General features: G+C 64.4%; 20 protein-coding genes. 8 read left to right on the top strand and 12 right to left on the bottom strand.

Annotated features, from left to right (window positions below; translation table 11 throughout):
* Window positions 1–8: 8 nt before the first annotated feature.
* The gene (locus PSV33_RS06615) at window positions 9–2,387 is read right to left on the bottom strand and encodes a bifunctional salicylyl-CoA 5-hydroxylase/oxidoreductase (protein WP_300560011.1); all 2,379 of its coding nucleotides are present in this window, start codon (window positions 2,385–2,387) and stop codon (window positions 9–11) included.
* 432 nt (window positions 2,388–2,819) lie between these two features.
* Window positions 2,820–3,572, bottom strand: coding sequence for a 2OG-Fe dioxygenase family protein (locus PSV33_RS06610; RefSeq protein WP_300560009.1), 753 nt, complete (start codon window positions 3,570–3,572; stop codon window positions 2,820–2,822).
* Window positions 3,573–3,683: 111 nt separating this feature from the next.
* Here PSV33_RS06610 and PSV33_RS06605 point away from each other — a divergent pair, with 111 nt between their 5' ends.
* Entirely contained in the window at window positions 3,684–3,983 is a 300-nt protein-coding gene (locus PSV33_RS06605; protein ID WP_300560008.1) for a DUF1840 domain-containing protein, read from the top strand.
* 219 nt (window positions 3,984–4,202) lie between these two features.
* On the opposite strand, the gene PSV33_RS06600 is transcribed toward PSV33_RS06605, so the two are convergent.
* From PSV33_RS06600 to PSV33_RS06555, 10 genes are all read right to left on the bottom strand, one after another.
* The gene (locus tag PSV33_RS06600) at window positions 4,203–5,210 is read right to left on the bottom strand and encodes a tripartite tricarboxylate transporter substrate binding protein (RefSeq protein ID WP_300560006.1); all 1,008 of its coding nucleotides are present in this window, start codon (window positions 5,208–5,210) and stop codon (window positions 4,203–4,205) included.
* A 151-nt stretch (window positions 5,211–5,361) separates the two neighbouring features.
* Complete coding sequence (locus tag PSV33_RS06595) at window positions 5,362–6,345, bottom strand: tripartite tricarboxylate transporter substrate-binding protein (protein ID WP_300560005.1); 984 nt, start codon at window positions 6,343–6,345, stop codon at window positions 5,362–5,364.
* A gap of 345 nt (window positions 6,346–6,690) precedes the next feature.
* Entirely contained in the window at window positions 6,691–7,938 is a 1,248-nt protein-coding gene (locus PSV33_RS06590) for an AMP-binding protein (protein ID WP_300560003.1), read from the bottom strand.
* Between the two features lie 129 nt (window positions 7,939–8,067).
* Window positions 8,068–8,877 carry an ABC transporter ATP-binding protein gene (locus PSV33_RS06585; RefSeq protein WP_300560001.1) on the bottom strand — a complete coding sequence of 270 codons (810 nt, stop codon included), beginning with the start codon at window positions 8,875–8,877 and terminating at the stop codon, window positions 8,068–8,070.
* A 107-nt stretch (window positions 8,878–8,984) separates the two neighbouring features.
* Window positions 8,985–10,319 (bottom strand): ABC transporter substrate-binding protein, encoded by a 1,335-nt coding sequence (locus PSV33_RS06580; RefSeq protein ID WP_300517293.1) that lies wholly within the window; start codon window positions 10,317–10,319, stop codon window positions 8,985–8,987.
* Between the two features lie 96 nt (window positions 10,320–10,415).
* Window positions 10,416–11,492, bottom strand: coding sequence for a branched-chain amino acid ABC transporter permease (locus tag PSV33_RS06575; RefSeq protein ID WP_300560000.1), 1,077 nt, complete (start codon window positions 11,490–11,492; stop codon window positions 10,416–10,418).
* A 139-nt stretch (window positions 11,493–11,631) separates the two neighbouring features.
* Entirely contained in the window at window positions 11,632–12,561 is a 930-nt protein-coding gene (locus PSV33_RS06570; protein WP_300559999.1) for a branched-chain amino acid ABC transporter permease, read from the bottom strand.
* Window positions 12,562–12,703: 142 nt separating this feature from the next.
* On the bottom strand, window positions 12,704–13,486 hold the full coding sequence (locus tag PSV33_RS06565; RefSeq protein WP_300559997.1) for an ABC transporter ATP-binding protein: 783 nt from the start codon (window positions 13,484–13,486) through the stop codon (window positions 12,704–12,706).
* 112 nt (window positions 13,487–13,598) lie between these two features.
* Entirely contained in the window at window positions 13,599–15,545 is a 1,947-nt protein-coding gene (locus tag PSV33_RS06560) for an AMP-binding protein (protein ID WP_300559995.1), read from the bottom strand.
* Window positions 15,546–15,696: 151 nt separating this feature from the next.
* Window positions 15,697–16,896, bottom strand: a complete 1,200-nt coding sequence (locus tag PSV33_RS06555) for an ABC transporter substrate-binding protein (protein ID WP_300559993.1) — start codon at window positions 16,894–16,896, stop codon at window positions 15,697–15,699.
* Window positions 16,897–17,040: 144 nt separating this feature from the next.
* Between PSV33_RS06555 and PSV33_RS06550 the strand changes: the two genes are divergently transcribed.
* From PSV33_RS06550 to PSV33_RS06520, 7 genes are all read left to right on the top strand, one after another.
* Window positions 17,041–17,751, top strand: coding sequence for a Crp/Fnr family transcriptional regulator (locus PSV33_RS06550; protein ID WP_300559991.1), 711 nt, complete (start codon window positions 17,041–17,043; stop codon window positions 17,749–17,751).
* A gap of 132 nt (window positions 17,752–17,883) precedes the next feature.
* A complete protein-coding gene (locus PSV33_RS06545) occupies window positions 17,884–18,744 on the top strand; it encodes a pseudouridine synthase (RefSeq protein ID WP_300559989.1) in 861 nt (286 codons plus the stop codon).
* Window positions 18,745–18,873: 129 nt separating this feature from the next.
* A complete protein-coding gene (locus PSV33_RS06540; protein ID WP_300559988.1) occupies window positions 18,874–20,202 on the top strand; it encodes an alpha/beta hydrolase in 1,329 nt (442 codons plus the stop codon).
* A gap of 107 nt (window positions 20,203–20,309) precedes the next feature.
* Window positions 20,310–20,699, top strand: coding sequence for a hypothetical protein (locus PSV33_RS06535; protein ID WP_300559986.1), 390 nt, complete (start codon window positions 20,310–20,312; stop codon window positions 20,697–20,699).
* Window positions 20,699–21,427, top strand: a complete 729-nt coding sequence (locus PSV33_RS06530; protein WP_300559984.1) for a response regulator transcription factor — start codon at window positions 20,699–20,701, stop codon at window positions 21,425–21,427. Before PSV33_RS06535 ends, PSV33_RS06530 begins: the two co-directional genes overlap by 1 nt.
* Window positions 21,424–22,782, top strand: a complete 1,359-nt coding sequence (locus PSV33_RS06525) for an ATP-binding protein (protein WP_300559982.1) — start codon at window positions 21,424–21,426, stop codon at window positions 22,780–22,782. Before PSV33_RS06530 ends, PSV33_RS06525 begins: the two co-directional genes overlap by 4 nt.
* A 144-nt stretch (window positions 22,783–22,926) precedes the next feature.
* Entirely contained in the window at window positions 22,927–23,232 is a 306-nt protein-coding gene (locus tag PSV33_RS06520) for a DUF4148 domain-containing protein (RefSeq protein WP_300559980.1), read from the top strand.
* Window positions 23,233–23,237 lie beyond the last annotated feature (5 nt).

The following is a 23,237-nucleotide window of genomic DNA, read 5'->3' as shown; positions in this document are numbered from 1 at the left end:
ACAAGGGCTCAGGCCTGCTTTTGCTTTGAAAGTTCGCGGTACATCTGGTCCCGCCCGCTGAGGTAGGGTTTCGGCCAGTCCACTGCGCGGCTCTGCAGCTTGGCCGCTTCGTGCAGGGTCCAGGCCGGGTCGGCCAGATGCGGTCGCGCAATGGCGCACAGGTCCGCGCGCCCGGCGGCAATGATGCTGTTGACGTGGTCCACCTCGGAAATCGCGCCGACGGCAATCGTCTGGATGCCGACCTCGTTGCGGATGCGGTCTGCAAACGGCGTCTGGTACATGCGGCCGTACACCGGCTTGGCCGCGCGCGTGGTCTGGCCCGAGGAAACGTCGATGAAGTCGCAACCTGCCGCCTTGAACAGGCGCGCAATCGCCACTGCGTCGTCGGCCGTGTTGCCGCCCGGTGCCCAGTCATGGGCCGAAATGCGCACGCTCATCGGCCGATCTGCGGGCCAGACAGCACGCATGGCCGCAAAAACTTCCAGCGGATAGCGGCAGCGGTTTTCCAGCGAGCCGCCGTACTCGTCGCCGCGCTGGTTGGTCAGTGGCGTGATGAAACTCGACAACAGGTAGCCGTGCGCGCAATGCAGCTCCAGCCAGTCGAAACCGGCCTGCGCGGCATACCGCGTCGAAGCCACAAACTGCGCCTTGATGCGGTCCATGTCGTCCCGCGTCATGGCCGCCGGCGTGGCGTTGGTCGGTCCGTACGGCACGGCACTGGCCGCCAGCAGCGGCCAGTTGCCTGCGGGCAGGGGCTCGTCGGGCGCCTCCCAACCCAGCTGCGTCGAGCCTTTGGGCCCGCTGTGGCCCAGCTGCATGCCCATGGCCACGCCTTCGCCCGAGCGATGCGCAAAATCGACAATGCGTTTCCAGGCCAGCATCTGCGCTTCATTCCACAAGCCCGGACAGCCCGGCGTGATGCGGCCCTCGGGGCAGGGGGCGGTCATTTCGGCAAACACCATGGCCGCACCGCCCAGTGCGCGCGCGCCCAGGTGCACCAGATGGAAGTCCTGCGGCAGGCCGCCCTCGGCGCTGTAGGTGGCCATGGGGGATACCACGATGCGGTTTTTCAGGGTCAGTTCTCGCACCTTGAGCGGCAGCAACATCGGTGGTGGCGCAGATGTGGCCCCCACGCTGGCCACTGCGTGTGCTGCGCTGCCCCCCGAGGGAGCCGTCGCTTGCTCGGGGCGGCCCTTCGCGGCGCGGCCCGAATTGGCCAGCCACTGCTCGTAACCCTGCAGCCAGGAGGCATCGCGCACGCGCAGGTTCTCGTGGCTGATGCGCTGCGAACGCGTCAGCAGCGAGTAAAAGAACTGTTCGGCGTCCAGGCCGCTGTAGCGGTCGACGTTTTCAAACCACTCGGTCGAGTTGCGCGCCGCGTTCTGGATTTTCAGGACTTCGACCGAGCGCACGGCTTCATAGGCCTGCAGGGCTTGGTCCGCAGCCGGGTGTTGCGCAAAGCAGCGGCTCAGCTCGATCGCATCTTCCAGCGCCAGCTTGGTGCCGCTGCCGATCGAGAAATGCGCTGTGTGCGCGGCGTCGCCCATCAACACGATGGGCACGTCCTTGCCGGCAATGGTTTCGTGGTGCACCCAGTGCTCGCAGACCACGCGCGGAAAGCGGATCCAGATCGCCGACCCGCGCACATGGGTGGCGTTGTTCATCAGGGCGTTGCCGTCCAGGTATTTCGCGAACAGCTTTTCGCAGAAGGCAATGCCTTCTTCCTGGCTCATCTGGTCCAGCCCATGGGCCTTCCAGACCGCCTCGGGCGTCTCGACGATGAAGGTGGAGGTGTTGTCATCGAACTTGTAGGCGTGCGCGGCGAACCAGCCGTGTTCGGTCTGCTCGAAGGCAAAGGTGAAGGCGTCGAAGGTTTTGTGGGTGCCCAGCCAGACAAAACGGCAGGCGCGCAGGTCGATATCGGGCTTGAAGGTGTCGGCGTAGCGGTTGCGGATGCGGCTGTTCAGGCCGTCGCTGGCGATCACCAGATCAGCCTGGTACTTTTCCGTGATGGCCTGGTCGTCCTGCACATCGGTTTCAAACACCAGATCGACACCCAGCTCGATGCAACGATCCTGCAGGATATTGAGCAGGCGCTTGCGGCCTATGCCGCAAAAGCCGTGACCGCCCGAGCGCACCGAGCGGCCCTTGAAAAACACTTCGATGTCATCCCAGTGGTTGAACGCGTCACCAATCAGCTGCGCGCTGACGGGGTCGGCCACCTGCAGGTTGCCCAGCGTCTGGTCCGACAACACCACGCCCCAGCCGAAAGTGTCAAACGGGCGGTTGCGTTCCACCACCGTGATCTGGTTGGCCGGATTCTGCAGCTTCATCAGCACCGCAAAGTACAAACCGGCGGGTCCGCCGCCCAGGCAAAGGATGCGCATGGAAAAGACCGTTCACGTTGATTGATCGAGTCTTAATTGTTTAGGTTTAAACTATTTTCGTCAAGCGATTTTGTGCTGCAGGGCGTCATGGTTAACGCTGACCCCGAAGGTCTGCGTGCGGCCGCAACCGCCGCAGGCGAGGCCGCTCTTTTTCAAGCAGGGGCCGCGGGTCCGGCTTTGCCGGGCCGCAGGCGCAGGCCTTGCAGGCCGCCGGGATGCGAGACGCATCCCCCCTGCGTGCCGTCCAAGCCTGCACCTGCAGGCTCGGAGCCGCGGCACGCAGCCCCCTCGGGGGCAGCGAAGTACACGCAGTGAACGAACGTGGGGATCCCTCTTCACCAGCAGGGGCCGCGGGTCCTGCTTTGCCGGCCCGCAGGCGCAGCGCCCCCTCGCGGGGCAGAGAGCTACACGCAGTGAGCGAACGTGGGGGCTCTATTTCCAGGGGGACTGAAAGTCACCCGCCCGGTATGTCAGCACCAGGGTGTCGCGGTAGCCGTCCCGCGCCGCACCATCGAGCGGCAGGATGGGCGTGGTTTCATGGATCACCCGGGCGTCGTCCAGCAACAGCGTGGTCAGCGGCTCCTGCATGACAAAACGCAAGCCGTGCGGACCGTTGGCGTCGAACACCCGGCTCTCGCCGCCCTTGACGCCACGGCGCGCCACCAGCATCACCACCACGAAGTCCACGCCGTCGCGGTGCGCACCTTCCGGCGTCGGACGGCCCACACCGCCTGCGGTGTCGATGCGGAACTGGTGGGCTTCGATGTACCAGCGCGGCACCGGGCGAACCTCGGCGAACAGCTGCCCCAGGGCGCCCAGCAGGGCCGTCCACGCCGGCGCGGCGGCGACGGCCGGCTCGACCGGTTCGAACCAGCGCTCAAAGCCGCCGTGCAGGGCGTTGTAGTCGACGGGCTGCCAGTGGGCGCGGTGCGGCGTCTGTTGCAACTGCCCACCGGGCAGCTCTTGAACAAAGCAGCTGTGCCGGCGCCGGCGGTAGTGGCCGCCATCCTTGAGATGGGCATCGGGCGGCAGCTTGTCCCAGGAGGCGGCCAGGCTGGACCATTGACCGTCCCAGCCAGACGGAAGGGACAGTGTGCCTGGCAGGTCGGCGGCAGAAAGCAAACTCAGGCCGTCCTGGCTCAGTCCCTGAGCGGCGGGCTTTTGAACAGTGGGGATATTGAACATAGCCGCCTATTTTGCGTCACGGGGCCGGCGCATGAACGGGCTGGCTGCCTACAGCCGCGCTTCGCAGACGCGCTCATAATCATTCCTGTTCATGCAAAAAAAGGAGCTGCCATGCTGTACAAGTTCAAGTCCAAGGCGTCCGGTGACCTGATCATGCTGGAGGCCAATGGCCGGCGCATGCTGGAGATCATCGGCAAGGAGGCCGGTCCCAAGGGCATCATCCTGCCGGAGCAGATGCCGGCGGCCATCGCGGCCTTGCACGCCGCTGTCGCGCTCGAGGAATCGCACGACCAGCAGGCCGAAGCCCCGGTTCCCGGAGAGGGGCTGGGCCTGCGCCAGCGCGTCGTGCCCTTCATCGACATGCTGGAGCGCAACCACAAGGCGGGTCACGAAGTGGTCTGGGGGGTCTAGAAATACTGCCCCCACGCTTTTCGCTTCGCGTACTGCGCTGCCCCCCCCGAGGGGGCTGCGTGCTGCGGCTCCGAGCCTGCAGGTGCAGGCTTGGACGGCACGCAGAGGGGATGCGTCTCGCGTCCCGGCGGCCTGCAAGGCCTGCGCCTGCGGACTGGCAAAGCCAGATCCGCGGCCCCTGCTTGAAAAGAGTTTTCCTCCCGGGGCACGCGCCCCTCGTTAATCGACCTTGGCTCCGGACGCTTTCACCACCAGAGCCCACTTGGTGATTTCGGTGTCGATCAGTTTGGCGAATTCCTGTGGGGTGTTGCCGCTGGGGATGGCGCCCTGGGCCAGCATTTTTTCCTTGATGGCCGGTGTTGCCAGGGCCTTGGCCACCTCCTGCTGGATGCGGCTGACCACGTCGGGGGGCGTGCCTGCCGGCGCCAGCAGGCCAAACCAGCTGCTGGCCTCAAACCCCTTGAGCTTGCCGGCTTCTTCCACCGTGGGCAACTCGGGCATGGCCGTCGAGCGCTGGGCGCTGGTCACGGCAAAGGCCTTGAGCTTGCCGCCCTTGATTTGTGGCATGGCCGAGGGCAGGTTGTCGAACATCACATCGACGTTGCCGCCGATCAGGTCCAGCAGGGCGGGGCCGGAACCGCGGTAGGGAATGTGCGTCATGAAAATTCCGGTCTGTGACTTGAAAAGTTCGCCGGCCAGGTGAATGGAGGTACCGTTGCCGCTGGACGCCATGCTGAACTGGCCGGGATGGGCCTTGGCGTATTTCACAAAATCAGCCACGCTGTTGATGCCCAGCTTCGCGGCCTTCTCGGTATTCATCACCATCACATTGGGCACGCCGGCCACCAGCGTGATCGGTGCAAAGTCCTTTTGCGGATCAAACGGCATCTTCGCGTAGATGGATTTGTTGATGCCGTGGGTGCCCACCGTGCCCATCAGCAGGGTGTAGCCGTCGCCAGGTGATTTGGCGACGAGGTCGGCGCCGACATTGCCGCCGGCACCGGCCCGGTTGTCCACGATGAAGGGCTGACCGAAAGCTTTTGTCAACTCGGGCGCCACTGCGCGGGCCAGGATGTCGGTGGTGCCACCGGGCGCAAACGGCACGACGATGCGCACCGGCTTGGTCGGCCAGGTGGTTTGTGCGGCCACCGGAAGTGCTATAAAAATAGTAGCTGCCAGCGCAATGCTGGAAAGGGCCAGACGGCGATTTTTCTTGAAGATTGGCATGATGCGGGGTTCCTGTTGCAGTAGGTCAAAGGGATGGGTCTTACCTTAGCGCGACAACTCGGGTGCTTCAATCGGTGCAATCCCGGCCCGCAACAAAAAAGCCGCCTGGCTTGCGCCCGGCGGCCTTTTGTTTCAGGCGGTGGTGCCGAAATCAGTCGGCGAACTTGCCGGCGGCTTCGATCACCGGCTTGAGCTTGGCGATTTCCGAGGCCACAAAGGCCTTGTGTGCGGCGGGTTCGACGCGATTGTCGGTGACAACGATTGCGCCCAGACCTTCCTGCTTCTTGATGAAGTCGGGGTCTTTCAATGCGAGTTTGAGCGCCGTGTTCAGCTGGGCCTGAATGGCCGGTGGCGTGCCTTTGGGCGCGTACAGGCCATGCCAGATGGTCAGGTTGAAACCCTTCAGGCCCATGTCCTGCAGGGACGGATAGTCCTTGAGCAGCTTGTGTTTGCTCAATGGCTTGGCGGTGGTGACCGCAAAGGCCTTGACACGTCCGGCCTCGATCTGGCCGGTGGTGTTGGTGGTCTGGTCACACATCAGGTCGACCTGGCCGCCCACCAGCGCATTCATGGCCGGGCCGGTGCCGCCGAAGGGAATGGTGGTCATGGCTTCCTTGGCGTTGATCGCCGCTTGCCACATCAGGCCGCACAGGTGCGAGGCTGAACCCAGGCCGGCATGGGCAATGTTGAGCTTGCCGGCGTTGGCCTTGATGTAGTTCTCGAAGTCACGGTAGGTGTTGGCCGGCAACTGGGGCTTGCCAATGAGCGTCATCGGCACCTCATTGATCATGCCCAGGTACTCGAAGTCCTCCAGCGGCTTGTATTGCAGCTTGCGGTACAGCGCGGGGGCCGAAGCCATGCCGATATGGTGCAGCAGCAGGGTGTGGCCGTCCGGGGTGGCTTTGGCGACCTTGGTGGCGGCAATCGTGCCGCCGGCGCCGTTGACGTTCTCGACGACGAAATTGGAGCCGGGCATGTTCTTGCGCATGGCTTCGGCCAGGTCGCGCGCCACCCGGTCGGTCGGACCGCCGGCTGCAAAAGGCACCACAATGGACACCGGTTTGGAGCCGGGGTAGGTCTGGGCGTTGGCGAACAGTGCCGTCGCAGCAGCGGCGAGGACTAACAGGCGTTTCATCAAAGTCTCCTTGGAAATGTACCCAGAGAGTGTAGAACCCGACGGGGTCGCTTCCATCGCGGGAACTACGTAAGGGCAAGTCCTCACGCGCTCCGCGACGCACCTTTGGGGGGCATCCCTCGCCAAGTCCCAGGAAGCACGAAGCACCGAGGGAGAGGCTCTCTTTTCAAGCAGGGGCCGCGGGTCCGGCTTTGCCGGCCCGCAGGCGCAGGCCTTGCAGGCCGCCGGGACGCGAGACGCATCCCCTCTGCGTGCCGTCCAAGCCTGCGCCTGCAGGCTCGGAGCCGCAGCACGCAGCCCCCTCGGGGGGCAGAGAGCGACACGCAGTGCGCGAACGTGGGGGCTCTACTTGTAACTCCGGGCGTCCTCAATGACCTTGCCATCGTTGGGCAGACTGCCCGGCGCCATCAGCTCGACGTCACCGCGCAACTTGGTCACCTCGCGGATCGCCTCGCTGATCCGGCCTTCCAGCCCTTGCGGTATGGCGGCCGCTTCCACCTTGAGCGTCATGCTGTCGCTGGCCATCTCACCCGTGACGACCAGGCGCGCCTTGAGAACCTCGGGAAAACGCCGGGTGATGTCGGCCACCTGGCCCGGATGCACAAACATGCCCCGGATTTTTGTGGTCTGGTCGGCCCGGCCCATCCAGCCCTTGATACGGGTGTTGGTTCGCCCGGTGGGACAGGCGCCAGGCAGTATCGCCGACAGGTCGCCTGTGCCGAAGCGGATCAGCGGGTAGTCGGGGTTCAGGGTGGTGACCACCAGCTCGCCGACCTCTCCTTCAGGCACGGGGTCGCCGGTGCCGGGACGGACAATTTCCACGATCACGCCCTCGTCCAGCACCAGGCCTTCCCGCGCGGAAGTTTCGTAGGCGATCAGCCCCAGGTCGGCGGTGGCGTAGCTCTGGTAGACCGCCAGGCCGTGCCCGGCAAACCAGTCGCGCAGGCTGGGTGGAAGCGCCTCACCACCCGTCAGGCCCTTGCGGAGGCTGGAAATGTCGCTGCCGGTCTCAATCGCTTTCTCGACCAGGATGCGCAGGAAACTGGGCGTTCCCATGTAGGCATCGGGCCGGAGTTCGGCAATCGCCTGGAGCTGCTGTTCGGTCTGCCCCACGCCGGCCGGAAAAACGCTGCAGCCAATCGCATGCGCACCGGATTCCATGATGAAGGCACCCGGGGTCATGTGGTAACTGAACGCGTTGTGGGCCAGCTCGCCGGCGCGAAAACCTGCGGCGAACAGGGCGCGGGCGGCACGCCAATAGTCGGGGGCGGTGCCGTCGGGCTCATAGATCGGACCAGGGGAGGAAAAAATGCGCGGCATCCTGGGGCCGCGCAGCAGCGTGGAAAAACCGCCAAACGCGTCGGTGCTGCGGGACGCCTGCTGCCGCGCCAGCAGCTCGTGCTTGCGTGTGACCGGCAGCCGCGCCAGCGCCTGGCGCGAGATGACTTCACCTGCTTCAATCCCCGCCAGAATGGCGCCGAATGCCGGTGCTGCTTTTTGCGCATGCGCCACCTGCGTCGGCAGCGCTGCCATCAGCTGGGTCTCGCGGGCGGCCGGTTCCCGTGTCTCCAGGGCGTCGTAATACTCAGTCATAAGATCTCCGAGGGAGCGTTGGGCTCCCCTCTTTACCAGCAGGGGCCGCGGGACCGGCTTTGCCGGACCGCAGGCGCAGCGCCCCTGCGGGGGGCAGGGCGCTACACGCAGTGAGCAACCGTGGGGGCTTCATGCCAGCCAGCGCTTGCGGCGCTTGTAGCTCTTGACGTCCTTGAAGCTCTTGCGTTCGCCGCCGCCGACGCCCAGGTAAAACTCCTTGACGTCTTCGTTGTTCGCCAGATCACTGGCCTGACCGTCCATCACGATACGGCCGCTTTCCATGATGTAGCCGTAATCGGCGTATTTCAGGGCCATGTTGGTGTTCTGCTCGGCCAGCAGGAAGGTCACTTTTTCCTTCTGGTTGAGGTCTTTCACAATGTTGAAGACTTCCTCGACGATCTGCGGCGCCAGTCCCATCGAGGGCTCGTCGAGCAGCACCATGCTGGGGTTGGCCATCAGCGCACGGCCGATGGCACACATCTGCTGCTCGCCGCCCGAGGTGTAGGCCGCCTGTGAGGTACGCCGTGTTTTCAGGCGCGGGAAATAGTTGTAGACCTTCTCGAGGTTGGCCGCCACTTCGGCCTTGCTTTTGCGCGTGTAGGCGCCGGTCAGCAGGTTTTCCTCAATCGTCAGGTGAGCGAAGCAGTGCCGGCCTTCCATGACCTGAACGACACCGCGTTGCACCAGGTCGGCTGGAGACAGGTTTTCGATGCGTTCGCCGCGCAGCTCGATCGAGCCCTTGGTGACCGCACCGCGCTCGCCCTGCAGCAGGTTGGAGATGGCCCGCAGAGTGGTGGTCTTGCCAGCGCCATTGCCGCCCAGGATGGCCACGATGCGTCCTTCCGGGACTTGCAGGGACACGCCCTTGAGCACCAGGATCACGTGGTTGTAGATGACCTCGATGCCATTGACGTTGAGAACGATGTTGGGTGTGTTCATGTTTGTTTCTCTCTCTACCAATCGACAGGCCTGCAGGCAGGTCTGTCGATTGGCGGCTCCGGTGAGCCGCTGCCCTTTCCTTTGCAGGAAAGGGCGGTTTCTTCAGATCAGGACTGGCAATCCGCCGGCGTGCGGGGTGTCAGCTTCTTTTCGGCGGCGTACTTGCTGGCCGTGGCTTTCACCAGGGGCTTGATGATCTGCTGGTCGGCTTCCAGCCAGTCGGTGGTGAATTCCCACTTGCTGCCATTCCAGGTGTGGATGCGGGCCGCACCTGCACCCACGTGATCGGCACACGAGGTGCTGATCGGGCGCAGGACACCCTTGAAGCCCAGCGCGTCGAGCTTGGCCTGCGTCAGGTTCAGGTTCTCCAGTCCCCAGCGCACTTGTTCGCCGGTCATGACCTTGCCCTTGCCGTAACGCTCCTGTGCGGCGCGTATGCCTTCGATACCCACGGCTGCGCTGACCACGCCGCGCAGGTACAGCACCTCGCCCACTTCGTCCCTGGGTCCCGTGCCCTGACCCTTGTCATGCAGTTTGGCGAGGATTTCCTTGACGATGGGTGCGTTCTTGTCGGCGCCATGCTGCAGCGTGACGGCGTTGTAGCCCTTGGCGCCCTGGCCGACGTCCTTGACATCGGGTTCGGCACCGGACCACCACACACCGTACATCTTCTCGCGCGGGTAGCCGGTGGCCTGTGCTTCCTTGAGCGCGGTGGAGTTCATCACGCCCCAGCCCCACAGCAGTGTGTAGTCGGGCTTGGCCTGCCGGATCTGCAGCCAGGTGGCCTTTTGCTCGACGCCAGGTGCCGTCACGGGCAGCAGCTGCAGCTCGAAGCCATGCATCTTGCTGCGCTCCTGCAGCAGAGGAATCGGCTCCTTGCCGAACGGACTGTCGTGGTAGACGAGGGCGATCTTCTTGCCCTTGAGTTTGTCCAGGCCCCCCTCCTTCTTGCCGATGGCCTGGATGATGGCGTCCGCAGCCACCCAGTAGGTGCCCAGCAACGGGAAGTTCCACTTGAACACGGTGCCGTCTGCGCTCTCGCTGCGGCCGTAACCGGTGGTGATGAGCGGGATCTTGTCGGTGGGGGCCTTTTCCGTGAGTGCAAAGGTTGCGCCAGTAGACCAGGGGTGGATCAGTGCGGCACCGCCGTTTTTGCCCTTCAGGCGTTCATAACATTCGACGCTGCGGGCTGTGTCATAGCCGGTCTCGCATTCCTCGAAGATCAGCTTCACGCCGTTGATGCCGCCGCGCGCGTTGACGAGCTTGTAGTAATCGACGATGCCGTTGGCGGTGGGTGTGCCATTGGGGGCGTAGGGACCCGTGCGATAGGACAGCACCGGCAGGTACTGTTCCTTGGCCTGGGCCCATGCGCTGGTCGTCACGACGGACGATGCGCCAGTGGCAAGAACTGCCGCTGCCAGTAACAAATTGCGAACTTTCATTGTTGTCTCCTAAAAATTAAAAAAACACCTGAAAAAACGGACACCTCGTTAAACATTCGGACGGCGCAGGCCCCATGTCTGGTTCGCTGCCACCCTTCAGTGCGGAAAGGGCCACAGCCGCATCTTCTGCTTGCCGGTTGACCACAACTTGGCCAGTCCATGCGGCTCGACGATCAGGAACCAGACGATCAGCCCGCCGAAAATCATCAGTTCCGCATGGGATACCGCTGTGGTGGTGATGCTGATGCCTATCAGACCGGCAACAAAAGGCAGGAACTGGTTCAGCGCAATCGGCAGCACCGTGATGAAGGCCGCGCCGAAGAAAGCGCCCATGATGGAGCCCAGCCCGCCGATGATCACCATGAACAGCAGGCGGAACGAGTAGTCCACCGAGAAAGCCGAGGGCTCCCAGGCGCCCAGGTAGATGAAGGCCCACAGCGCGCCCGCGACACCAATGATGAAGGAGCTGACCGCGAAGGCGCTGAGCTTGGCGTACATGGGCCGGATGCCGATCACTGCCGCCGCCACGTCCATGTCACGGATCGCCATCCATTCACGGCCGATCGCGCCGCGCACCAGGTTCTTGGCCAGCAGCGCCACCACGGCCAGGATGGCCAGGCAGAACAGGTACTTGCTCACGGCGCTTTCCAGCGGCAGGCCGAACACCTGCAGGTTCGAGACCGCCACCGAGCCCGAAGGCGTGTCCAGCGTGAACCATTTGATGCGCAGAAACATCCAGTCTGCGAAAAACTGGGCTGCCAGCGTGGCCACGGCCAGGTACAGGCCGCGTACGCGCAGGCTGGGCAGGCCGAAAAGAATGCCGAAGAACATGGCGCAGAGACCGCCGAGGATCAGCGCCGGGATCAGGGGCAGGCCTGGAATCCGCACGAAGAAGTTGTAGGCACCGTAGGCGCCTACGGCCATGAAGGCGCCCGAGCCCAGCGAGATCTGCCCGCAGTAACCGACGAGGATGTTCACGCCGACGGCGGCCAGCGAGAAAATCAGGAAGGGGATCAGAATGGCCCGCATCAGGTAGTCGCTGGCCAGCAGCGGCACGGCGACAAAGGCCACGGCCAGCAGCAGCGCAATGGCTATGCGGTCCTGCAGGATCGGAAAGATCTGCTGGTCAGCCTGGTAGCTGGTTCTGAATTGGCCGTTTTCTCTGTAGAACATAGGATGCTTTAACGGTAAGGACGTACTGGGGCTTTATTCAAGCGGGGGCCGCGGAACCGGCTTTGCCGGGCCGCAGGCGCAGCGGCCCCCTCGGGGGGCAGGGAGTTACGCGAAGCGAACGACCGTGGGGGCTTCATAGTCATACGCGATCGATGATCTTTTCACCGAACAGGCCTTGCGGGCGGAACAGCAGGAAGACCAGCGCCAGCACATAGGCGAACCAGATCTCGATGCCGCCGCCGACGTAGGGGCCGAGGAACACTTCCGAGAGTTTTTCGCCGACGCCAATGATCAGTCCGCCAATGATGGCGCCGGGCACCGAGGTCAGCCCCCCCAGAATGACCACCGGCAGGGCCCGCAGCGCCAGGGTGGTCAGCGAAAACTGCACGCCGAGCTTGCTGCCCCAGATCATGCCGGCCACCAGGGCCACCACGCCGGCCACGCACCAGACGATGACCCAGATGCGGTTGAGCGGGATGCCGATGGACTGGGCCGCCTGGTGGTCGTCGGCCACGGCGCGCAGCGCGCGCCCGGTGGAGGTTTTCTGAAAGAACAGGCTCAGCAGTGCCACCAGCCCGGTCGCAATCGCCGCGGCGATCAGGTCTTCCTTGTTGATCAGGAGTCCGCCGGGGAACACCGAATCGAACACGAAGATCGGATCTTTGGGCATGCCGATGTCCAGGTTGTAGACATTGCTGCCGAACATGGTCTGGCCCAGGCCGTCGAGGAAGTAGGCAATGCCCAGTGTTGCCATCAGCAGGGTGGCCGCCTCCTGATTGACCAGGTGGCGCAGCACCAGGCGTTCGATCAGCCAGGCCACGGCAAACATCAGCAGGCCGGCCACAGCAAAGGCCAGGATATTGCCCAGCCACTTGTTGTCTATGCCGGTCCATTGTGGAATCCACTCGGACAGGCGGGCCATGGCCAGTGCGGCAAACAGCACCATCGCGCCCTGCGCGAAGTTGAACACGCCCGAAGCCTTGTAGATCAGCACAAAGCCCAGCGCGACCAGGGAATAAAGCATGCCGACCATCAGGCCGCCAAGAAGAGTCTCTAAGAAAAAAGCCATCAGATTTACCTCACCCCTGTTGCGGGCTCGCTGCGCGTAGCTGCTTCTCCCCTTCCAGGGGACGCCGCATTCGGTCCGGCAAAGCCGGTTCCGTCGCGGCCGCTGGAAAAGAAAGAGTCTGCGTGTTGCTTGTTGTACATGGTTAGTGGCTGGTTCCGAGGTAAGCCTTGATCACGTCCGGGTTGTTGCGGACTTCGTCGGGGGTGCCGTCGCCGATCTTCTTGCCGTAGTCGAGCACCACGACACGGTCGGAAATGTCCATCACCACCCCCATGTCGTGTTCGATCAGGACCACGGTGGTGCCGAACTCGTCGTTGACGTCGAGCACGAAGCGGCACATGTCCTGTTTTTCTTCCACGTTCATGCCGGCCATCGGTTCGTCGAGCAACAGCACCTGCGGCTCCATCGCCAGTGCACGGCCCAGGTCCACGCGTTTTTGCAGGCCGTAGGGAAGTTGCCCGACCGGCGTCTTGCGATAGGCCTGGATTTCCAGGAAGTCGATGATCTTTTCCACGGCTTCGCGGTGTCTGAACTCTTCCTTCTGGGCCGGGCCGATGCGCAGCGCCTGCAGCAGCAGGTTGCTTTTGATCTTCAGGTTGCGCCCGGTCATGATGTTGTCGAGCACACTCATGCCCTTGAACAGTGCCAGGTTCTGGAAGGTGCGCGCCACACCCATGACGGCCACCTGGTGGCTGTTCATGTGTTTGAAGGTCTGGCCGCGAAAAGTGATCGAGCCCTGCTGCGGCGTGTAGACGCCGTTGATGCAGTTGAGCATGGAGCTTTTACCGGCGCCGTTGGGGCCAATGATGGCGCGGATCTCGTGCTCCTTCACGTTGAAGGAAATATCAGAGAGGGCTTTCACGCCGCCGAAGCTCAAACTGATGTTGTGAACGTCGAGAATGACGTCGCCGATTTTTTTGGTCATTGTGTGCCCCCACGCCTGTCACTGCGTGTACTGCGCTGCCCCCCGAGGGGGCCGCCCGCCTGCGGCCCGGCAAAGCCGGTTCCGCGGCTTGAACTGGTCTTTCGGCTGGTAGTCATGCTGCTGCCTTCACCGGTGCAAAGGTCTGGGTGTCGCTGATCTTGAGTGTGGCGCTGACGCTGCCGCTGCGGCCGTCCTCAAACTTGACGACGGTTTCAATGAATTGCTCGGTCTTTCCGCTGTAGAGGGCATCGACCAGCGGCTGGTATTTGTCGCCGATGAAGCCGCGGCGTACCTTGTTGGTACGGGTCAGCTCGCCATCGTCGGCGTCGAGCTCTTTGTGCAGCACCAGAAAGCGGCTGATCTGCGAGCCCGCGAGCAGGACGTCGGCGCTCAGGTCGGCGTTGACCTTTTCGACACATTCCTTGATCAGCTGGTAGACCTCGGGCTTTTGCGCCAGGTCGGTATAACCGGCATAAGGCAGGTTGCGCCGCTCGGCCCAGTTGCCGACCGCGTCGAAGTCGATGTTGATCATGACGCAGACTTTTTCGCGGCCGTCGCCATAGGCCACCACTTCCTTGATATGCGGAAAAAATTTCAGCTTGTTCTCGACGTACTTGGGTGCAAACATGGCGCCGTCGTTGGCGCCGCCCCGGATGCGGCCCACGTCCTTGACGCGGTCGATGATCTTGAGGTGGCCGCTGGCATCGAGAAAGCCCGCATCGCTGGTGTGGTACCAGCCGTCGGCCGTCAGCACCTCGGCCGTGGCGGCCGGGTTCTTGTAATAACCCTTGAGCAGGCCGGCGGACTTGACGAGGATTTCGCCGTTGTCGGCCACCTTGATTTCCACACCCTTGATCGGCACGCCCACCGTGTCGGCGCGCGCCTGGTTGTCCGGCTGCAGGCAGACAAACACGGCCGTTTCGGTCGAGCCGTAAAGCTGCTTGAGGTTGATGCCGATGGAGCGGTAGAAGGTGAACAGGTCCGGGCCAATCGCTTCACCGGCCGTGTAGGCCACACGCACCCGGCTGAAGCCCAGGTTGTTGCGCAGCGGACCGTAAGCCAAAACCTGGCCCAGCGCGTAGAGCAGCCGGTCGCCGGCGCCCACCGGCTGGCCGTCCATCAGGGCCGGGCCCACGCGTTTGGCCACATCCATGAAGAAGTGAAACATCTTGCGCTTGAGCAGGCCTGCGTCTTCCATGCGGATCATCACGCTGGTCAGCAGGCCCTCAAACACCCGCGGCGGCGCGAAATAGTAGGTTGGGCCGACTTCCTTCAGGTCGATGGTGACGGTGCTCGCGTTTTCGGGGCAATTGACCACATAACCGCAGCACAGCCACTGGGCGTAGCTGAAGATGTTCTGGCCGATCCAGGCCGGCGGCAGGTAGGCCAGCACTTCCTCGTGGCTGGTCAGCTTGTCGAACTCTGCGCCGGCTTCGGCGCGGTCGAGCAGGGTGTTGTGCGTGTGCACCACGCCCTTGGGGTTGCCGGTGGTGCCCGAGGTGAAGAACATGGCGGCCACGTCGTCCGGATGCGCCTGTTCGACCTGGTCCCTGAAAAACGCCGGCTGGCTGGCGGCCAGGGCCTGGCCCGAAGCGATCAGCGCGTCGAGGGCGACCAGGCCCGGCTCGTTGTAGTTGCGCAGTCCGCGCGGGTCGTCGTAAATGATGTGGGCCAACTGCGGGCACTGCTCGCGGATGTCCATGAGTTTGTCGACCTGTTCCTGGTCTTCGACCATCGCAAAGCGCACTTCCGCATTGTTGATGGGAAACACACATTCGGCACCGACGGCGTCCTGGTAAAGTGGCACGGCAATCGCGCCCAGCGACTGCGCCGCCAGCATGGTGGCGTACAGCCGGGGCCGATTCGCGCCCACCACGACCATGTGTTCACCGCGCTGCAGGCCGGCCTGGTGCAGGCCGCAGGCGATGTGTTCCACCAGCGCGGCCATGTCGGCCCAGCTGTGCGCCTGCCAGATGCCGTATTCCTTCTCGCGCATGGCCGGCGCCGTGGGGCGCTCTGCGGCGTGTTTCAGCAGCAATCGGGGGAAGGTGGTCTGCATTCGGTACCTTGTCTCCAGTGTTCAGTGCGGCTTCCCGTTCAGGCAAAGCCGTCGGTTGAAATGAATAGTAGGACTGCCTTTGACGTTACGGTGTCATTGCGACGACAATTTCCGGGTAAGTCCTAGTGGGGTGTCCCCGGGGGCGGCCCTGTTATCGGATAAAGCGGCCGTCGCGCGAAACCATGGTGAGTTCGACGAAGCGAGAAGCGTTCGTCGCCGAATCGCTGAAGCTCACTTCGAAACCGCCCAGGTCGTAGCGTTTGAGGTTCCAGGTGCTGTCTATAAAGCCGCTGCGTGTCGGGTTGCGTCCCGCAAGCCGGAGGGCCTCGGCGAAGACCCGGGCATTGATATACCCCTCCAGCGCCAGATGCGACGGCGCCAGTGTCACGCCGGCAGCCTTCCAGGCTTGCTGGAAATCGCGAACGACGGGCACCACGGTGGCGTTCGGCAGGGGCACGACCTGGGAAATGGCGATGCCGGTCGCATCGTCTCCCATGGCCTTGAGGGTGGCGGCCGCACCCATGATGGAGAGGGCATACAGCGGCAGCCCCTTTCGGTGCATGCGCATCGCCTTGACAAAGTCGACGGTGGGTTTGCCCGCCAGGCCGACCAGCACCGCCTCCGGGTTCGAGGTGGCGACCTTGGCCGCGGCTGCGCCGGCATCCGAGGAATTGTTCTCCACGGTCACGATGGCGGTGGCATCGAGCTTGTGCCGTGTCATGGAGCGCTGGGTGGCATCGAACACTTCCTTGCCGAAGGAGTTGTTCTGGTAGACGATCGCGATGCGCTTGATGCCGATGGTTGCGAGGTGCTGCACCAGCTGCTCGGCCTCATCCGCATAACTGGCGCGGATGTTGAACACATTGCGGGCATTTTTGGGGCGCGCTGACAGGGCGCCAGAAAAGGGGGCAAAAAACGGAATGCCCGATTCAATCACTTGAGGCAGCATGGCCTCGATCATGGGTGTGCCCATGCAATTGAAGAGCGCGAAGTTGTTGCGGTCTTCAATGAACCCCTTCACATTGGCGAGCGCGCGCTTGACGTCGTAGCCGTCATCGACCGCGGCGAGTTCGATGGGCCGGCCGTTCACACCGCCTTTGGCATTGATCGCCGCAAAACATGCCTTGGCGCCCTGGTGCATGGCCTGGCCCAGTTCCCCGAGCGGGCCGCTGAGCGCCGTGGACTGCGCAATTTTCAGGGGGGCGGTGTTGTCGGCACGCAGGGATGCATGAAAGGCCGCGGGCAGCGCCGCGAGCGCGCCCAGCACGCTGCGGCGTGTCAGTGGGTTGGCCCGTGGGGCGCATGTCGCAGCATGCCCGTGAGGGGACGTGGAGGGGGGAGTGAGGGTCATGGGGGGTCCTGGCTGGAGGTTGAAATTTGAGTGGCCAGATGCTAGGCGGCAGATTGACAATAAAATGTCTGTTCGACGACAATTCAAGGGTGTGCCCCCTCCGGAGTTTCCCGGGGGGATTTCTTCACCCCACCTTGGTGACCCGTGTCTACTGACCTGACCCTCCACCAGCGCCGCAGGACGCCCACCCCCGAAGAGCAGGAGGGCATTCCCTGGCTGTGGCAGTTGTTGCCCGATGAGCGCGCGCGCGCGGTCGCGCAGCTGCAGGTGGGCGACGCCGCAGCCGGCGACTATGTGTGCCGTGTCGGCAAGCCGGTGACCTACTGGTTCGGCGTGGTTGAAGGCCTGCTCAAGATGAGCAGCGACAACGCCCAGGGGATCACCATGACTTTTGCCGGATTGCCGCCGGGCGGATGGTTTGGGGAGGGGACGGCGCTCAAGCGCGAGCCCTACCGCTACAACATCCAGGCGCTGCGAAAAAGCGTGGTGGCCGGCCTGCCGGTCGACGCCTTTCACTGGCTGCTGGACCACTCGATCGGCTTCAACCGCTTCGTGATGAACCAGCTCAACGAGCGTCTGGGGCAGTTCATTGCCGCGCGCGAAATTGATCGCCTGGCCAACCCTGATCTGCGTGTCGCCCGCAGCCTGGCGGCGCTCTTCAACCCGGTGCTGTACCCGGGCGTCGGCGAAATCCTGCGCATTACCCAGCAGGAAATGGCCTACCTCGTGGGGTTGTCGCGTCAGCGCGTGAACGAGGCGCTGTCCAACCTGCAGACGCAGGGCACGATCCGTATTGAATACGGCGGTTTGCGTGTGCTGGACCTGGAGGCGCTGCGTAACAGCGTTATTCAGTAAATACGGGCCCTGGCCCTTTTCCCTATTGCGCAGGCAGCTATTGATTCCATAGCAAAAAATTGCCTCCCTGCAATCGGTACTGAACGGCCGGCGGCACTGGCCCGGGCGATACCGCCCTAAAATGGGCTCGTCATGGCTGAACCCACTTCCCCCCCACCCCCTAAACCCCCTGCCCCCGGCGCGGCGGTGCGCATTCCCAAGGCCGTGGCCGCCCCGGGCGCCCCTGCGCTGACGGTCCGCCTGAATAAACGCATGGCCGAACTCGGCCTGTGTTCACGCCGCGAGGCCGACGACTGGATTTCGCGCGGCTGGGTCCGCGTGGACGGCCAGCCGGCGGTCATGGGCCAGCCGGTGGCGGCCAACGCCCGCATCGAGGTGGCACGTGAAGCCGAGCAGTACCAGCGCCAGCAGGTCACCATCCTGATCAACAAGCCGGTCGGTTATGTCAGTGGCCAGGCCGAAGACGGGCACGAACCCGCCGTGGTGCTGGTACAGCCGCAAAACCGCTGGCGCGAATGCAACAGCCGCATGCGCTGGGGCCATGAACAACTGCGCGGCCTGGCGCCGGCCGGCCGGCTTGACATCGACTCGATCGGGCTGCTGGTGCTCACGCAGGACGGCCGCGTCGCGCGGCAGCTGATCGGCGAGGACTCGGAGATCGAAAAGGAATACCTGGTGCGTGTCACTTACCAGGCTGAACAAGGCGCCGAGACCGTCAACGTCCAGGCCGTGTTTCCACCGGAAAAACTCGCCTTGTTGCGCCACGGCCTGAGCCTGGATGGCGAGCCTTTGAGGCCGGCGCGCGTCGAATGGCAAAACCCGGAGCAGCTGCGCTTCGTGCTCAAGGAAGGCAAGAAGCGCCAGATCCGCCGCATGTGCGAGCAGGTCGGGCTGTTTGTGACAGGCCTCAAACGGGTGCGCATCGGCATGGTCAACCTCGGCCATCTGCCGGTCGGCCAGTGGCGCTACCTGGCGCCGCACGAACGGTTTTGAGTCTGAATTGCTCCTGTTTCAGGAGCTGCTTGCGCCCGTCCCTGTTGGGCTCAAGCCTGTTTTTATTCATCAAACGAATCAAAAACGATGCGGGTGGACGCCGTCAGCGGCGACCGCGACAATGGCCGCATGACCACCCCATCGTCGCCCCGCCTCGCGCGGGCCCTTCTGGCCGATTGGCGCCACCACCTGCACCTGTCCGACATCCGGGGTCTTGCCCAGCTCGCCACCCAGGGCACGTTGGGCATCACCGAGCTGGTCGAGAAGGTGCAGGGCAATGTCTACAAGGCGGTCGCCGCACCCTTTGGCGCCGCCGGGCAGAAGTTTGTGGACCGCGCGGCGGGTACCTCGGGTGTTCGCAAAAGCGGCATCACCGGCCTGGTCTACGGCAGCGTCAGGGGTGTGACGCGTCTGGCGGGCGGCACGGTCAATGCCCTGTTGTCGAGGGTCGGGCCCAGGCAGGGGCAGCAAACTTCGTCGCCGCAGCGCGAAGCCCTGCTTTCGGCGCTCAATGGCGTGCTCGGCGACCAGTTGCTGGACACCGCCAACCCGCTGGCGATCCCCATGAGCGTGCGCCATGATGGCCGGTCGTTGCCCATGGACAAACTCGAACTGGCGCAGCGCCTGCCGCGCGCGACCGGCAAGATCCTGCTGCTGGTGCACGGCCTGTGCATGAACGACCTGCAGTGGCGCGCGGACCACCCGGCCGATGCGCTGCAGGGCCACAGCCAGGACTACGGGACGGGGCTCGCACAGGAGCTCGGCTACACCCCGGTCTACCTGCACTACAACACCGGCCTGCACACCTCGGTCAATGGCGGGCAACTCGCTGCGTTGATGGAGCAATTGCTGCAGGCCTGGCCGCAGGAGGTCGAGACCCTGAGCCTGCTGACGCACAGCATGGGCGGCCTGGTGGCACGCAGTGCCTGCCACAGCGCAACGGCGCAGGGCATGCACTGGCCGGGCCGGCTGCGACACCTGGTTTTTCTGGGCACGCCGCACCATGGCGCGCCGCTGGAAAAAGTCGGGAGCTGGGTGGACACCGTGCTTGGCAGCAATCCGCTGACCCGCCCGTTTGCAAAAATTGGGCAGCTCCGCAGCGCGGGCATCACCGATTTGCGGCACGGCAATGTATTGCCGGCCGACTGGCAGGGCGTTGACCGGTTTGCCGGCGGGTCAGACACGCGCCAGCCCTTGCCGCTGCCTTCCGGCGTCGCCTGTTTTGCGGTGGCCGCCACATTGGCTGAGCTTCCGGCGGCGGCAACCACAGGGCGCAGGCTTGACGCCGCCCTCGGCGACGGCCTGGTGCCGGTGGCCAGCGCGCTGGGCCAGCATGCGGAACCGGCGCGCTGCCTGGATTTCCCGGCGGACCGGCAATGGGTGGTGGCCGCCACCGGCCACATCGCCCTGTTGCACAGCCAGCCGGTTTACCAGCAGCTCAGGCGCTGGCTGACGTGAGCCTTCAGGTCGCCGCCCGCGTCCGCCTCCTCATCCGCGTGCCGCGCTAATTCAAGGCTAATTCAGTCCGGCGAAGATACCCACTCCACCACCACCCTCTGCCCGCCATGGACACCTTTGCCGAACGTGTTGCCCGCGCCATTCTGCTAGCCGCCGGTGTGAGCGCCGTGTGGGTCCTGCTCGCCTTGCCGCCAGCAGACGGCGCGGCGCTGCCGCTGCTTCTGCACCACCGGTTCCTGATTGCCGTGCTGGCCGCTGCGCTGATGGGCGCCGTGCTGGTGCGGGCCCTCCGGCCGGCCGTGGTGGCGACGGGGCTGCTCAGCCAGGCCGGTTTTGTCGGGATTGCGCTGGCCATGCCCGGCTTCAGCGCGACCACCGCCTTCTACCTGAACCTGGCCGGCATGGCCGCCCTGTTGTGTGCCGGCGTCCTGCTGCTGCATGCGGCCAGACGGCAGGCGCGCTGGGAAGGCCTGACGCCGCGGCACGGGGAGGCCTGATGCGCGTTCTGCTGGTGGAAGACGACGACATGATCGGCCGCAGCCTGCAGCAGGCGCTGGAGACCAATGGCTGGTCGGTGGACTGGGTGCGTGACGGCCTGCTGGCGCAAAGCGCGCTGGCCGATGGCGCTTACGCCTGTGTGTTGCTGGACCTGGGCCTGCCCAGGCGCGATGGTCTCGAGGTGTTGCGCCAGGCCCGTGTCCGCGGGGATGCCACGCCGGTGCTGGTGCTCACCGCGCGTGATGGCCTGGACGACCGCATTGCCGGGCTGGATCTGGGGGCCGACGACTACCTTCTCAAGCCCTACGAGTTTCGCGAGCTGCTGGCGCGCATGCGTGCGGTCATCCGGCGGCGTGACGGCAGCGCGCATTCGGTGATCGGCAACGCCGTGGTGCAACTGGACCTGACCACCCGCGAGGTGCTGGTCAACGGCGAAGCCTCGGCGCTGTCGGCGCGCGAGTACGCGCTGCTTCACGCCTTGCTGGAACGGCCGGGCGCCATCCTGTCGCGCGACCAGCTTGAAAACCGGATTTACGGCTGGGGCGAAGAAGTCATGAGCAATGCGGTGGACGTGCTGATCCACGGCATGCGCAAGAAACTGGGCGCGGACACCATCCGCAACGTGCGCGGGCTCGGCTGGCGCATTGCGGCCGCTCCACCGGCAGCCTCACCTGCGCTGGCGGCGGCGCCACAGGCCGCAACCACAGCCTCCGGAGACCCGGCATGATGTTTCACGTTTTCCCCGCTGGGCGGCTGTGCTCGTTGCGCCGGGCGCTGCTGCTCTGGCTGGTGCCGGTGTTCTTGCTGGTGGGCGCCGCTTCGGCGGGTTTTGCCTACTGGAGCTATCTGCGCATGGCCAGCACCTTCATGGACAACCAGATGGAGTTGCTGGCCGAGTCCATGGCGGCGCAGGAGCAGGACATCGCGTTGCCCCCGCTCACACGCGAGCGGGTGCACAAGCTGGGGACTTATGTGGTGCAGGTGTTTGATGCTGCCGGCCAGCCCCGCTTCAACTCGTGGCCGGAATCGGCCATGGCGCTGCTGGCAACACCGGGTTTTCAGGACGTCAGGACAGGCGGTGAGCGCTGGCGCGTCTACACCACCGGGCCGGGCAAGGCCGAGGCATCGCGCCGCATCCAGGTGCTGCAAAGCGGCGAGTTTCGCCGTCACGTCGCCGTCGGCCAGGCCGGTGCTGCCATCGCGCCCGTGATCCTGCTGCTGCCGCTGTCGATGCTCATCCTGTGGGGCGTGGTGGCCATGGTCTCGCGCGAGGTGGGCACGATCGCCCGCCAGACCTCGGCGCAGGACGAACACAACATCGCCGAGCTGCCGCTGGACCGGGTGCCGCGTGAAATTGCGCCGCTGGTCATTTCCTTCAACAGCCTGCTGACGCGGCTGCGCGATGCATTTGCCACGCAGCGCCGGTTTGTGCAGGATGCGGCCCATGAGTTGCGCACGCCCATCACCGCCGTCGGCCTGCAGCTCGAAAACCTGCGCGGCGACCTGTGCACCGGCGCGCCGGCGCAGCGTTTCGCCCAGCTCGAGGCGGGCATCCAGCGGGCGCAGCGGCTGGTGGACCAGTTGCTCAAGCTTTCACGCCATGAGTCGGCCGGCGCCGAACCGGCCTTGGGGCCGGTCAATGTGCACCAGGTGCTGCACGAAAGCATCAACCAGCTGATCACGCTGGCCGACCAGCGCAACATGGATCTGGGGCTGGACGCCTCCGGGCTATCCGCCGAGGGCGCCATGCTGCACTGTCCCGCGAGTGATCTGCGCAGCGTTGTGGACAACCTGATCGAGAATGCCTTGCGCCATGCCCCCCAAGGCAGCGTGGTGGATGTGCGCGTCGCGAGTGCGCAGGGGCGTCTGCTCATCGAAGTGGAAGATGCCGGCCCCGGTATTCCGCCCGAGCTGCAGGGCCGCGTGTTCGACCGCTTTTTCCGGGTACCGGGAAGTGACGCGGGTGGCAGCGGTCTGGGGCTGGCCATTGCACAGGCGGCGGCCAGGCGTTGCGGCCTGCGCATCACCCTGCGCAACCGCGAAGGCCGTAGCGGCCTGGTGGCGCGTGTAGAGACGCTGTGAGACGGGGCGCTCATTGCCAGCTAAGACTCCGCTCATGATCGCCTAATTTGCCGCAAATACAGTGAGATCACGGTTGAAGTTTGAGCTTGCGAGAGACGGACCCAACCGAATTTTCCGGTTTCAACCACTCACTGAAAGATCATCATGAACAAGTCTTACGCCCTTATCGCCGTCGCTACGTTTGCCGCCATCGCTTCCACCGGTGTGCGCGCAGAAACGCCCGATCCCGCTTCGCAGTTCGCGCTGCAGTCCGAGGGCAGCCGCACCCGCGCTGAAGTTGTGGCCGAGGCCGTCACCACAGTCAAGACCTACAGCAATATTCCCTCCGGTTCGCGTGTGGCCGCGCCCGTGAAGTCTGCCGTGCCCACCGCCATCGTGCGTGGTGAGGCCGCGCAGGCTCTGCGTCTGGGCAAGATCAAGAGTGGCGAGCTGACCGGCCTGGAAGGCTGAGCCCG

The organism is Polaromonas sp., assembly GCF_029945895.1.
In the GTDB taxonomy this organism is placed as follows: Bacteria; Pseudomonadota; Gammaproteobacteria; order Burkholderiales; family Burkholderiaceae_C; genus Polaromonas.
Note: the sequence above shows the minus strand (reverse complement) of the source record. Positions and strands in the feature narration are given on the sequence as shown.

Bases quoted from the DNA above. Each gene is read 5' to 3' on its own strand.
- PSV33_RS06520 (WP_300559980.1), top strand. From the start codon at position 22,927: ATGAACAAGTCTTACGCCCTTATCGCCGTCGCTACGTTTGCCGCCATC.
- PSV33_RS06600 (WP_300560006.1), bottom strand. From the start codon at position 5,210: ATGCCAATCTTCAAGAAAAATCGCCGTCTGGCCCTTTCCAGCATTGCG.
- PSV33_RS06535 (WP_300559986.1), top strand. From the start codon at position 20,310: ATGGACACCTTTGCCGAACGTGTTGCCCGCGCCATTCTGCTAGCCGCC.
- PSV33_RS06565 (WP_300559997.1), bottom strand. From the start codon at position 13,486: ATGACCAAAAAAATCGGCGACGTCATTCTCGACGTTCACAACATCAGT.
- PSV33_RS06605 (WP_300560008.1), top strand. From the start codon at position 3,684: ATGCTGTACAAGTTCAAGTCCAAGGCGTCCGGTGACCTGATCATGCTG.
- PSV33_RS06610 (WP_300560009.1), bottom strand. From the start codon at position 3,572: ATGTTCAATATCCCCACTGTTCAAAAGCCCGCCGCTCAGGGACTGAGC.
- PSV33_RS06585 (WP_300560001.1), bottom strand. From the start codon at position 8,877: ATGAACACACCCAACATCGTTCTCAACGTCAATGGCATCGAGGTCATC.
- PSV33_RS06615 (WP_300560011.1), bottom strand. From the start codon at position 2,387: ATGCGCATCCTTTGCCTGGGCGGCGGACCCGCCGGTTTGTACTTTGCG.
- PSV33_RS06575 (WP_300560000.1), bottom strand. From the start codon at position 11,492: ATGTTCTACAGAGAAAACGGCCAATTCAGAACCAGCTACCAGGCTGAC.
- PSV33_RS06595 (WP_300560005.1), bottom strand. From the start codon at position 6,345: ATGAAACGCCTGTTAGTCCTCGCCGCTGCTGCGACGGCACTGTTCGCC.
- PSV33_RS06570 (WP_300559999.1), bottom strand. From the start codon at position 12,561: ATGGCTTTTTTCTTAGAGACTCTTCTTGGCGGCCTGATGGTCGGCATG.
- PSV33_RS06540 (WP_300559988.1), top strand. From the start codon at position 18,874: ATGACCACCCCATCGTCGCCCCGCCTCGCGCGGGCCCTTCTGGCCGAT.
- PSV33_RS06580 (WP_300517293.1), bottom strand. From the start codon at position 10,319: ATGAAAGTTCGCAATTTGTTACTGGCAGCGGCAGTTCTTGCCACTGGC.
- PSV33_RS06590 (WP_300560003.1), bottom strand. From the start codon at position 7,938: ATGACTGAGTATTACGACGCCCTGGAGACACGGGAACCGGCCGCCCGC.
- PSV33_RS06555 (WP_300559993.1), bottom strand. From the start codon at position 16,896: ATGACCCTCACTCCCCCCTCCACGTCCCCTCACGGGCATGCTGCGACA.
- PSV33_RS06525 (WP_300559982.1), top strand. From the start codon at position 21,424: ATGATGTTTCACGTTTTCCCCGCTGGGCGGCTGTGCTCGTTGCGCCGG.
- PSV33_RS06560 (WP_300559995.1), bottom strand. From the start codon at position 15,545: ATGCAGACCACCTTCCCCCGATTGCTGCTGAAACACGCCGCAGAGCGC.
- PSV33_RS06530 (WP_300559984.1), top strand. From the start codon at position 20,699: ATGCGCGTTCTGCTGGTGGAAGACGACGACATGATCGGCCGCAGCCTG.
- PSV33_RS06545 (WP_300559989.1), top strand. From the start codon at position 17,884: ATGGCTGAACCCACTTCCCCCCCACCCCCTAAACCCCCTGCCCCCGGC.